This window comes from Nonomuraea deserti, from assembly GCF_004348685.1.
Classification (GTDB): Bacteria; Actinomycetota; Actinomycetes; order Streptosporangiales; family Streptosporangiaceae; genus Nonomuraea; species Nonomuraea deserti.
This window is the reverse complement of the sequence record NZ_SMKO01000263.1, coordinates 1-11,641: the sequence shown is the minus strand read 5'-3', so window position 1 is coordinate 11,641 and position 11,641 is coordinate 1. Positions and strand designations below refer to the sequence as shown.

Sequence of the window (11,641 nt, the reverse complement as noted above, 5' to 3'; positions counted from 1 at the left end):
GACTAGTCGTCGGCAGCGTCAGTGTGTATAAGAGACAGGTAGACCGCCACGATGTGGCAGCCGCCGGAGAGGTGCGGCAGGTCGCAGGCGTGCACGACGCGGTTGGTGGTGCCTGGTGGAGGCAACGTGGTGGTCAGCCGCGGCCCGCCCGTCAGGTCGGACGTGGCGGACACCACGCGCCCTCGCGGGTCGACGACCTGGACGCCCCGTACGTCGAGATTGCCGAGCAGCGGCAGTTCGGCCTCCTTGACCAGGTGGGCCACCGTCAGGGTGGTGGCGACCGCGTCCTGGGTGTGGATGTCGACGGTCGTGTTGTAGACCATCCACAGCAGTGCGGAACTGGTCGTCAGGCAGAGCAGGGCCATCGCGACACTGGCGAACAGTGCCAGCCGCGCGCGTAGGGAACGGCCCAGCAGTGCGATCACACCTATCCCCCCGTAGTCAGGCGATCACACCAAGTGCCTCCTACTCTAATTTACGGAGACTCCGCCTCTAATTCGAGTTTCGGACGTCCAGAGCATTGCTCTGTACGGGCTCCGGAGCCCTGGCTAGAGTAAGTGAACACTGATGCCAAGGAGTCGATGTGAACCTCGCTGACTACCGGCGTGCCGCCAGGGCGTGGCTGCGGGACAACGCCCCGACGGACGACTCTCATGAAACGGACGCGGTCACCCGGGCCAAGGACTTCATGGCCAGACTCTACGACGCCGGCTACTCCGGCATCACGTGGCCGCAGCGGTGGGGCGGCCAGGGGCTGACCCAGGCGGAGGAGCGCGCGTTCGCCGAGGAGGCACGCGACTACGCCCTGCCCACCTACGTCTTCTCGATCGGCCTCGGCATGACAGGCCCGACCCTGGTCGACCGGGGCACCGACGCGCAGCGCGAGCGCTTCGTCCGGCCCCTGCTGCGCGGCGAGGAGATCTGGTGCCAGCTCTTCTCCGAGCCCGGCGCCGGCAGCGACGTGGCCAGCCTGCAGACCAGGGCGGTGCGCGACGAGGCCGGCGGCGACCAGTGGATCGTCAACGGCCAGAAGGTCTGGACCTCGGTCGCCCACCACGCCGACTGGGGTCTGCTGCTGGCCCGCACCGACGTCGACGTGCCCAAGCACAAGGGCCTGACCATGTTCGTGGTCGACATGCACCACCCGGGCGTGACGGTCAGGCCGCTGCAGGACATGTCGGGCAGGGCCAACTTCAACGAGATCTTCTTCGACGACGTGACGATCCCCGACGAGCACCGCGTGGGCGAGGTCAACGACGGCTGGAGCGTGGCCGTCACCACGCTGCTGCACGAGCGGCTGTCGATCTCGGCGGGCGTCGGCATGGGCGGCCGGCGCGAGCACCCCGCCTCGGTCGAGGCGCTGCGCCAGACCGTCGACACCGGCGACCCGCTGGTCCGCGACCAGCTCGTCGAGCTGCACATCCGCACCCGCGCGCTGGCCCTGTTCAACCAGCGGCTGGCCCAGGAGACCAGGGCCGGCATCTTCCCCGGCGCGCGGGGCAGCGCGGCCAAGCTGCTGCTCGCCGAGCTGACGATGTTCCAGGCCGACCTCGCCACCCAGCTGGTCGGCCCCGAGGCCGCGCTGGCCGGCCACCCGCTGGCGCAGGCGATTTCCGTGGCTCCGGGCATGGCGCTGGGCGGCGGCACGAACGAGATCATGCGCAACATCGTCGGCGACCGCGTGCTCGGCCTGCCGCCCGAGCCCCGCGTGGACAAGACCGTGCCGTTCAAGGATCTGAAGGTGGGGACCCAGGCGTGAAGCTCGTACTCAGCGAGGAGCAACAGCAGCTGCGCGAGGCCGTACGCGCCTTCCTGCGCGCCGCGTCCCCGCTGCCCAAGGTCCGCGAGGGCTACGACCCGCAGGTGTACGCCCGGCTCAACGGCGAGCTCGGCCTGTCCGGGCTGATCGTCCCCGAGGAGTACGGCGGCGCGGGCGCCGGCATGACCGAGCTGGCCGTCGTGCTGGAGGAGACGGGCGCGGCCCTGCTGCCGGGGCCGTTCCTGACCACGGCCTTCGCCACCGTCGCGCTGACCCGGGTGCGCGACAAGGAGCTGCTGACCGGCATCGCCGAAGGCCGCGTCCAGGCGGCGCTCGCCGAGCCGGCCGGCGGCGCCGGCCTCGCGCACGACGGCTCGGCGGTGCGCGGCACGCTGGCCCAGGTGCTCAGCGGCATGGACGCCGGCGTGCTGGTGGCGCCCGCGCAGGGCGGAGAGGGCGTGGTCCTCGTCGCCGTCGACCTGGCGGGGCCGGGCGTGACCAGGACCCCGCTGGAGACGCTCGACCCCACGCGCGGCCAGGCCCGCGTGGAGCTGGACGGCGCGCCGGCGCGGGTGCTGGGGCCGCGTCCGGACATCGGCGACCGGCTGTGCGTGGCGCTGGCGGCCGAGCAACTGGGCGTGATGAGGGCCGCCCTGGACGCCATCGTCGCCTACGCCAAGGTCCGCGTCGCCTTCGGCCGCTACATCGGCTCCTACCAAGGGGTCAAGCACAAGCTCGCCGACATGCACGGCAAGCTCGAACAGGCCGAGTCCATCGTCCGGTACGCCGCCTGGGCGGCCGACGAGTCGCCGGACGAGCTGCCGGAGGCCGCCGCCCTCGCCCAGGCGTACGTCGGCCGCGCCTGCTTCGAGGTGGCCCGCGACCACCTGCTGCTGCACGGCGGCATCGGCTATACCTGGGAGCATGACGCCCACCTGTTCTACAAGCGGGCCAAGGCCGACGAAGTGCTGATGGGCCCCCCGCGCATCCACCGTGCCCGCCTCGCCGCCCTGCTGGAGTTGTGATGGACGTCAGCGCGATGCCCGGCTTCTACACCATCGCCGCCGCCGACCCCGGCCGCCTGGCGCTGATCGACGCCGACGGCGCCCGCACGTCGTACGGCGAGCTGCTCGCCCTGGTGAACCAGGTGTCCCACGGGCTGCGGGCCCGCGGCCTCCGCACCGGCGACGTGGTCGCGGGCGTGCTGCCCAACGGGATCGACCAGGTCGCGATGATCATGGCCACCTGGCAGATCGGGCTCTACTACGTACCGATCAACTGGCATCTGACCGCGTCCGAGGTGGCGTACATCCTGGCCGACTGCGACGCCAAGGTGGTCGTCACCGGGCCCGCGCACGCCGTGCCCGGCGGGGAGATCGGCACGGCGGGGCTGGCCGAAGGGCAGCCGACCGGCGCGCCCGCGGAGCGGACCGCCGGGGCGGTGATGTGGTACACGTCCGGCACTACCGGCGTCCCCAAGGGCGTGCAGCGGCCGCTGCCCGGCGCCGAGCCGGAGGCCATCGTGCCGTTGTACGTGTGGTTCCTCGATGAGGTCGTCGACCTCAGGCCGGGGGCGGAGACGCATCTGGTGACCTCGCCGATGTACCACTCCGCGCCGTGCGCGCACACGCAGTTCGCGCTGCACCTCGGGCACACCGTGGTGATCGCGCCCAAGTTCGACCCCGAGACCGTCCTCGAGCTCATCGACCGGCACCGGGTGTCCAACGCGATGATGGTGCCCACCATGTTCCACCGCATGCTGCGCCTGCCCGAGGAGACCAGGCGCCGCTACGACCTGTCGAGCCTGCGCCAGGTCATCCACACCGCCGCCGCCTGCCCCGTCGCGGTCAAGCAGCAAATCATGGACTGGTGGGGGCCGGTGCTCTACGAGTACTACGGCTCCACCGAGTCCACGATCGCCTTCTCCGTCAAACCGCACGACTGGCTGGCCAGGCCGGGCACCGTGGGCAGGCCCGCGCCCACGTTCGAAGCCAAGATCTTCGACGACAAGGGAGTGGAGCTGCCGCCGGGCGAGCCGGGCCTGGTCCACGTCAAGTCCGCCATGGGCTCCTTCGAATACCGCAAGGACCCGGCGAAGACGGCCGCCAGCATGCTGGGGGAGTGGTACGCGCCGGGCGACATCGGGTTCATGGACGCCGACGGCTACCTGTTCCTGTGCGACCGGCGTACCGACCTGATCGTCTCCGGCGGGGTGAACATCTACCCCGCCGAGATCGAGGCCGCCCTGCTCGACCATCCGGCGGTGGCCGACGTGGCCGTCATCGGGGTGCCCGACGAGGAGTGGGGCCACAGCGTGGTGGCCCTGGTCCAGCCGTCCGACGGGGTCACCCCCGGCCCCGGGCTCACCGCCGAGCTGCTGGCGCACTGCGAGCCGCGCATCGCCAGGTTCAAGCATCCGAAGGTGATCGAATACCGTTCGGAGCTGCCGCGCACCCCCACGGGCAAGCTGTCGCGGTCGAAGGTGCGCGAGGCCTACCTCGCCGCGGCGGGGAACACCAGCTCCTCGGAGTAGCGGCCGTCGCCCAGGTAGAAGCGGGCCGACAGCGTCCGGTCCGCGGTGTCGAAGACGGTGCTCCACAACGTGCGGAACGGCACGGCGGGATCCTCGGCCTGCCGGACGGCCCGCAGGCTCTCGCGCAGCTCGTGCGGTGACAGGGTGGCGCCCTTGCTGCGCTCGTACAACGTGCGCAGCCGCCCGTACGTGCCGAAGCTGGCCTCGGTGTCGCCGGGTAGGTTCATCGGGTCGGGGTTGCGGTGCAGCAGGTGGTTGGTGACGCAGAGCGGCCCGTCGCCGAACTCGATGATGTGCTCCCTGCCGTCCAGGCCGCGCTCCCACACGAACGCCTGCCCGTGGGCGTCGGCCACCAGGTAGTGCAGGGGCGTGCCGTGGTCGTACTGCTTGGCCAGCAGCAGCGCCTGCTTGGCCTGGTCGGCGTTCTCGCAGGTGTCGACCAGGAACCTGGGCAGTTGCACGCTGCCCACCCCCACCTGCGGCGAGACGTGCTCCGGCGGCTCGGCGCTCTCGAAGTCGGCGATCAGCAGCATGACCGCGAGCCCGGCCGAGTTGATGGCGTCCATGCAGCCGTCGAGGTCCGACATGGTGATGACGGTCGAGGACAGCCCTTCGTCGGGGATCGTGGTGATCACGTAGGGGCGCGAGGCCATGGGCAGCTCGCCGGGCTCCGGCGCCGAGCCCATGATCTCGCTGGTGGTGGAGCGGAAGAAGTCGTAGTTGCGGCCCACCCGGCCGTGGCCGTCGGCGGACCCCGACGGCGGCACCCACAGGGCCGAGCAGCCGGAGCCCGCCGGCACCACGTTGAGGCCGTCGAGGGCCAGCTCGTCCTGGTCGGGGTCGAAGCCGAGGGCCGCCGCCGCGCCGTCCATGCGGGCGTTGTGCTGCGGCCAGTGCCGCTCGAACCAGATCCTGCGGGCCCGGTTGACCTCCGGCGCGGCCGGTGTGGGGGACCAGCCGAGCCTGCGGGCCTCCTCGGTGAGGGCTCTGCCGATCTCGAACTGGCTCCCTGCGAGGGTGAGGTGGCGGACCAGCTGGAAGTCGCCGGCGCCGCCCGCGACCTGCGTCAAGTTCTTCATGGCGGCAGCCTCTCCGCACCTTCTGACTGCCGGCTGACCGCGACCTTACCGCCCGCTGACGGCCCGCCGGTAGCGCTCGGACAACCGCAGCACGTGCTCGGCCAGCTCGGGCGGGTCGAGCACCTCGAAGTCCACCCCGAGGAACCCGATCCACACCGCCATCCCGTGGAGGTCGTCGTTGCCCAGCTCGATCCGGCAGGTCGCCTCGCCGACCGGCTCGACCTCCAGCCCCAGGCGCATGGCCTCGATCTGCTCGGCGGGGGCGTGCAGCAGCACCGTCGCTCGGAAGCGCCACATGGCCGTGCTGACGCCCTTCTCCACGTACGCCGCCACGTCGCCGCCCTCCGGCAACTCACGCGGGGCGAACCGGGGCCCGCCGGGCGTGCGCGGGCGCATCCGGTCGACCCGGAACGTACGCCAGTCCTGCCGCTCGACGTCGTAGGCCACGAGGTACCAGCGGCCCCGCCGGTGGACCAGGCGGTGCGGCTCCACGTCGCGCACGCTGGAGTAGTCGTCGTGCCCGGTGTAGTCGAAACGCAGCCGCTCGTGGTCGCGGGCGGCGCCGGCGATCGTGGTGAGCACCTCGGGGGAGACCATCGCCTGAGTGGCGCCGGGCATCTGCACGGTGTAGGCGTTGAGGGTGCCGACCCGGCGGCGCAGCCGGGACGGCAGCACCTGCTCCAGCTTGGCCAGGGCGCGCACCGAGCTCTCCTCGATGCCTTCCACGCCGCCGCCGGCCGCCCTGCCGAGCCCCACCGCGACGGCCACGGCCTCGTCGTCGTCGAGCAGCAGCGGCGGCAGCGCGGCCCCCGCGCCCAGCCGGTAGCCGCCGGCCACCCCGGGCGTGGCGTGCACCGGGTAGCCGAGCGTGCGCAGGCGCTCGACGTCGTTGCGGATCGTTCTGGTCGAGACCCCGAGCCGGGTGGACAGCTCGGGGCCCGACCACTCCTTGTGGGCTTGGAGCAGGGACAGGAGCTTGAGCAGCCGCGCCGAGGTTTCCAGCATGCGACCAGTGTGCCCGCTATCGCGGAAGGAGACCTTCCGCATTTGTGCGAGCTCGCCCGCGCTCCTGTACCTCGCTAGCCGCCGAAGAGCGTCTGCGCCTGCTGGATGACGACCAGCACGGTCAGCGTGCCGAAGAAGGCGACCGACCAGATCAGCGCACCCAGCCGGTAGGAGCGGACCTTGATGGCGTCGGGCAGCGCCCGCCGGTTGAGCACGATCAGCAGGATCGAGTACACGAACATCATCACGGCCGCGAAGCAGGCCGAGAACACGAGCAGGATGAGCGGCTGGTCGAAACCCAGCAGGAGGATGCCGATGCCGATCAGCGCGATGGCCCAGACGGTGAAGAAGTAGACCTTGTTCACCGAGACGGACGACTTGCTCAGGTAGACGGTCTTGAGCGTGTCGGACGCCAACCGAGAGGTGTAGTCGACGATCCCCATCGCCGCCGCGAACAGGGCCAGCGCCCCGATCACCCAGAACAGCACGCCGAACCAGGTGCCCACGGTCTCCTGCAGCACCTGCCCCTCGACGCGCAGGAACTCGATGCTGTTCTCCAGGCCGGGCTGGCCGAACACGGTGGAGTAGGCCAGCATCGACATGAGCGCGATCGTCACGAACGTCACGAGGCCGAACGTCCACGCCTGCTCGAGGTTGGCGAAGCGCCACCACTGGCGCCACCGCGCGAGGTTCTCCTTGGTGGGCGCGAACTGGAAGCCCGTCGACGCGGCCGCCTCCTCCTGCCCGGTGACCGGGCTGACCAGGCGCGGCACGTAGAGGCCCATGCCGAAGCCCTTGTCGCGGATCCAGTTGCTCTGGCACAGGTTCTGGCCGCCGCCCGCGCCGGCGTAGGCGATGGCGCCCATCAGGACGGCGAAGTCCAGCGGCGGCACCGGGAACTGGGCGCCGACGGTCAGGCCCCTGCCCAGCTGCACCCAGCTGTCGGCGGTGATCGCGACCACGATGGCCACCACGATCAGGATCGCCACCAGGGCGACCTTCGCGAAGATCACGCGTTCGAGCGCGATGTAGATCACCGGGGCCAGTGTCAGCCCGAAGGCGATCAGGAGCAGCATGCCGATGGCGATCCAGCGTACGGCGCCCTCGCCGGCTCCGGTCAGATAGGTCACCATGGTCGCGGACGTGGTGACCCAGCCCGGCCAGAGGTTCGAGCCGAGCGTCATCAGCACGAAGACCAGGCCCCAGTGTTTCCACATCCGGCTGAATCCGGTCAGCGCGGTCTCGCCGGTGGCCAGGGTGTAGCGCTCGATCTCCATGTTCAGGAACCACTGCGTGATGATCCCGATGGCCGCGCCCCAGATGAAGACGAGCCCGACCTGGGAGGCGATGTACGGCCAGAGGATGAACTCGCCCGACGCCAGCCCGACTCCGGCGCCGACCAATCCCGGGCCGATGAAACGCCAGGTCGATCGAGGGGGTTCGGGAAGGTCGCGGACGGTGACGGGAGGTAGGACTCGCGCAGGAACGGTGGGGGTGAATTCCGCCATGCGGATCTCCTTTTCGGCGTGCTTACCCGCCACATTACAGAGCGGCGAAACCCCGGTGGAATAGCCGGCGATCCGTCACCACGTACTTTCCATGATTGGTCAATGCCACGACATGCCCGCCGGACTCCATCAGCCCGCCGAGCACCTCGCGCATGGCCGCCCGCCAGGCCCGAGCCGCCGCCGGATCCGCCCGTCGCAACCGCTCGATGTCGGGTGGGGTGCCCACCAGAACGACGTCCCCCTCGGCGCTCCTGACGACGGGCCACCCGTCGTCGCCCGCCTCCAGCAGCACGGGGCGGTTCTTGAAGCCGGGCGCGGGAGAGGCGCCCCCCGATTCCCGTACGCGCCAGACGGCCAGCACGCGGTCGGAGGCGTCCCCCTCGTTGATGGCGTCGGACATTTCTCCGTAAAAGTCGGGCAAATACTTTTCAGGTAGCGCGCCTAGCTTGACCAGGTTGAAGCGCGCATTTCGCCGTACGAGCGGATCGAACGTCCACGTGATCGTGTCGAGGCCGTTCTTCCTGCACCATTCCCGCTGGTGGGTCTTGAGCGCGTACCCGATGCCCCGGCCCGTCACGGCGGCGCCGGTCACGTGCGAGTGCAGCGACCGTCCGCCTCCGCGGAACCCCACGGAGGCGCCCACCAGCCGCTCTCCCTCGAACGCCCCGGCCACGTAGTTGCCGGTGTGCGCGAAGCCGATCATCAGCTCCACGGTCATGGGCACGTTGCGCGGCGCGGGGTGCCAGATGCCGTCGAAGAGCGCGTAGACCTGCTCGAACTCCCGGACCTCGCGCAGCTCCCTGATCACCACGCCGGTCCTCGTCGTCGCTTCGCCGTGTCCGGTCACCTCCCCATTCAGCCACGACGCCCCGGCACCGCGGCAAGCCGGGGGTCCATCGCCGGTCGGCAAGGCGTGCGAGCGCGGAGCTCCGGGCGGGCGGGCTCCCGGCTAGCGAACCGCCTCGATCAGCGCCCGCAGCAGCGCGGCACGCCGGGGCATCTCGGCGACGACGACGTGCTCGTGGTCGGCGTGCGCCCCGCCGCCCACCGCGCCCAGCCCGTCGAGCGTGGGACAGCCCACCCCCGCCGTGAAGTTGCCGTCGGAGGCGCCGCCCACCGACGCCGAGCTCAGCGGGCCCACCCCGAGGTCCGTCGCCAGCTTCTGGGCCAGGGCGTAGAGCGAGGCCGACATCGTGCTTTCGAGCGGGGGCCGGTTGGGCCCGCCGAGGATCTCCAGGCGGGTGCCGGGCACGACCGGCGTGAGCGCCCGGACGGCGGCGTCGATCCGCTCCTGCTCGGCGACCTCGGCCACCCGTACGTCCACCCCGACGGTGGCCTCCGCCGGGACGGTGTTGAGCGACGTGCCACCGGACAGCACCGTCGGCGTGACCGTGGTGGCGCCCGCGCCCAGGCCGGCGACGGTCAGGATCTGGTGGGCGAGCTCGATCCCGGCGTTCGCCCCCTTCTCCGGCTCCAGGCCGGCGTGCGCCGCCCTGCCGTGCACGTGCACGGTGTAGAGGGAGGTGCCCTTACGGGCGGTCTTCAGCGCCCCGCCGTCGGCGCTGGCCTCCATGACGAAGGTGGCGGCCAGGCCGCGCGCGGTGTCCTCGATCAGCCGGGACGAGGTGAGCGAGCCGACCTCCTCGTCCCCGGTGACCAACAGCGTGACGCCGTCGAGCGAGCCGAGCCCGGCCAGCGCGTGGAACGTCTGCACCAGACCCGCCTTCATGTCGAACACCCCGGGCCCGCGTGCCACGCCGTCCACCACCGACCACGGGTGGGTGGCGAGCGAGCCGATCGGCCAGACGGTGTCGTGGTGGCCCAGGAGCAACGCCTTGGGCGTGCCGAACGTCCAGCGCAGGTGTGTGACGCCGTCGATCACCAGGAACTCCGGCTCGGCGCCGAGGTGGCGGGTCCCCATGGCGGCCACGACCTCGGCGCTGCGGGCGACGGCGGCCAGGTCGCTGGAGAACGACTCGCACAGGACGAGCTCCTCGAGGTCCTCGATCATGCCAGCAGCTCCCCGAGGAAACGGTGCACGTTGCCACCGATGATCTTCATGACGTCCTTCTCCGGCAGGCCGCGGGCGAGCAGGCCCTCGGTGACCATGGGCAGCCCCGACGGCCCCTCCAGGCCGGGGATCGCTGACTTCGGGTCGACGCCGCGGTGGTTGACGCCGTCGCAGCACGGCCGCGTCAGGTCGGACATGACCTCGTGGACGAAGTCAGGGCCGAGGCCGACGTGGTCGACGCCGGCGACCGCCACGATGTGCTCGATGTGGTCGAGCAGGCGGTCGAGCGTCATGTCCTCGGGGCGTTCCGCCAGGAAGGGCGCGAAGAAGTTGACGCAGATCACGCCGCCGGTGGCGGCCACACCGCGGAGCTGGTCGTCGGTGAGGTTGCGGTGGTGGTCGCGCAGGGCGCGGGCGGAGGAATGGGTGGCCAGCAGGGGCTTCGTGGCCAGCTCCAGCACGTGCGCGACGCCGGAGGCCCCGAGGTGGGAGACGTCGAAGACCATGCCGAGCCGCTCCATCTCCCGCAGGGCGGCTACGCCGTGGGAGGTCAGCCCGCTGCCGGTGGCGTCCTCGCCGCTGCCGTCGGCCAGGGGCGTGCGGCCGAAGTGCGCGATCGAGGCCACCCGCACGCCCAGGCGGTGCATGGTCGAGATCAGCTCGACGTCGGCGTCGAGGCCGGGCATGCTCTCCAGCGCGAGCACGAGGGCGATCTTGCCGTCGTCGAGCGCCCGGTCGATCTCGTCAGCGGCACGACATATCCGTACATGGTGCTGGTTGCCCTCGGCCAGCACGTGGGCGCACTCGATCATCCGCAGCGTCTGGCGCAGCGCGCCCTCAGGGCGGAAGTCGTCCTCGATGAACACCGGCAGGACCTGCAGGTTGACGCCGCCCTCGACCAGCTGCGGCAGCCACCGCTCGCGGAAGAAGGCCGCCCACTGCTCGGGTGGCCGGGCCGTGACGGCCATGAGCAGGTCGTTGTGGGTGTCGGCCACGACAGCGCGCTGGTGCAGGGAAGACGTCATGTCTCGGACGTTATCGTGCGGACCGGGCCGCTCCAACGCGCCTGAGCCGGAACGGAGCCGAGGTCGGAGCGGCCGGGCTAGGGATCCACAGTCCGTACGGCCCCTGAGGGTGATCCGGCGGGCCGGTAGGCGGGGATCGGCGGTCTGGCCGTCAGCTTGCGGTAGAGCGTCGTGGGGCCGGGCCAGTTGTTCGTGACGCGGCCTTCGGCGGTTTTGTACCAGCTCTGGCAGCCGCCGCCCCACACCATCCGCTCCATCGCCGCGTCGAGCCGCCCGCGCCAGGCGGCCATCGCCTCGGGCCGCACCTCGATCGGGCCGTTCACCTGGAGGTGCGCCAGGCACGCCATGATGTGGTCGACCTGGCATTCGAGCATGAAGACGATGGAGTTGTGCCCGAGGTTGGTGTTGGGGCCGTACAGGAGAAACATGTTCGGGAAGTTCGGCACGGAGATGCCTAAATACGCTTCGGCGCCGTCCTTCCACTGCTCCTCCAGCGAGCGCCCGCCGCGCCCATGGATCTCCATCGGCGCGAGGAACTCGGTGCTTCTGAAGCCGGTGGCGTAGACGATGGTGTCGGCCGCGCGCGGGCCCTCGGCGGTCTCGACGCCCTTCGGCGTGACCCGGATGATCCTGTCCGTCACCACGTCGACGTTCGGCCTGGTCAGCGCCGGATAGAAGGAGCTGTCGATGATCACCCGCTTGCAGCCGGGCGGGTGGGCGG

11 protein-coding genes are annotated in these 11,641 nt (G+C 70.9%); 3 read left to right on the top strand and 8 right to left on the bottom strand.

What is annotated here, in order from left to right; genetic code table 11:
* Positions 1-2: 2 nt before the first annotated feature.
* Positions 3-425 carry a hypothetical protein gene (locus tag E1292_RS56360; RefSeq protein ID WP_132606183.1) on the bottom strand — a complete coding sequence of 141 codons (423 nt, stop codon included), beginning with the start codon at positions 423-425 and terminating at the stop codon, positions 3-5.
* A 158-nt stretch (positions 426-583) separates the two neighbouring features.
* Between E1292_RS56360 and E1292_RS46400 the strand changes: the two genes are divergently transcribed.
* Genes E1292_RS46400 through E1292_RS46390 form a run of 3 tightly spaced genes read left to right on the top strand, consistent with a single transcriptional unit; the run spans position 584 to position 4,292 of the window.
* Positions 584-1,759, top strand: a complete 1,176-nt coding sequence (locus tag E1292_RS46400) for an acyl-CoA dehydrogenase family protein (protein ID WP_132606182.1) — start codon at positions 584-586, stop codon at positions 1,757-1,759.
* Complete coding sequence (locus tag E1292_RS46395; RefSeq protein WP_132606181.1) at positions 1,756-2,784, top strand: acyl-CoA dehydrogenase family protein; 1,029 nt, start codon at positions 1,756-1,758, stop codon at positions 2,782-2,784. Before E1292_RS46400 ends, E1292_RS46395 begins: the two co-directional genes overlap by 4 nt.
* Entirely contained in the window at positions 2,784-4,292 is a 1,509-nt protein-coding gene (locus E1292_RS46390) for an AMP-binding protein (RefSeq protein ID WP_246090850.1), read from the top strand. The genes E1292_RS46395 and E1292_RS46390 overlap by 1 nt, the downstream gene beginning before the upstream one ends.
* On the opposite strand, the gene E1292_RS46385 is transcribed toward E1292_RS46390, so the two are convergent.
* The 7 genes from E1292_RS46385 to E1292_RS46355 all read right to left on the bottom strand — a co-directional run.
* Positions 4,253-5,371: a C45 family autoproteolytic acyltransferase/hydrolase gene (locus E1292_RS46385; RefSeq protein WP_220447400.1), complete on the bottom strand. Its 1,119-nt coding sequence runs from the start codon at positions 5,369-5,371 to the stop codon at positions 4,253-4,255. The genes E1292_RS46390 and E1292_RS46385 overlap by 40 nt on opposite strands.
* A gap of 45 nt (positions 5,372-5,416) precedes the next feature.
* Positions 5,417-6,376: a helix-turn-helix transcriptional regulator gene (locus E1292_RS46380; protein WP_132606180.1), complete on the bottom strand. Its 960-nt coding sequence runs from the start codon at positions 6,374-6,376 to the stop codon at positions 5,417-5,419.
* A gap of 74 nt (positions 6,377-6,450) precedes the next feature.
* Positions 6,451-7,884, bottom strand: coding sequence for an Nramp family divalent metal transporter (locus E1292_RS46375; protein WP_132606179.1), 1,434 nt, complete (start codon positions 7,882-7,884; stop codon positions 6,451-6,453).
* Positions 7,885-7,918: 34 nt separating this feature from the next.
* Positions 7,919-8,731 carry a GNAT family N-acetyltransferase gene (locus E1292_RS46370; protein WP_132606178.1) on the bottom strand — a complete coding sequence of 271 codons (813 nt, stop codon included), beginning with the start codon at positions 8,729-8,731 and terminating at the stop codon, positions 7,919-7,921.
* Between the two features lie 102 nt (positions 8,732-8,833).
* Positions 8,834-9,895 carry a M20 family metallopeptidase gene (locus E1292_RS46365; RefSeq protein ID WP_132606177.1) on the bottom strand — a complete coding sequence of 354 codons (1,062 nt, stop codon included), beginning with the start codon at positions 9,893-9,895 and terminating at the stop codon, positions 8,834-8,836.
* Positions 9,892-10,920: a dipeptidase gene (locus E1292_RS46360; protein ID WP_132606176.1), complete on the bottom strand. Its 1,029-nt coding sequence runs from the start codon at positions 10,918-10,920 to the stop codon at positions 9,892-9,894. The genes E1292_RS46365 and E1292_RS46360 overlap by 4 nt, the downstream gene beginning before the upstream one ends.
* A gap of 77 nt (positions 10,921-10,997) precedes the next feature.
* Positions 10,998-11,641: flavin-containing monooxygenase (locus E1292_RS46355; RefSeq protein WP_369334352.1), on the bottom strand; the 644-nt coding region annotated here is incomplete at its 5' end.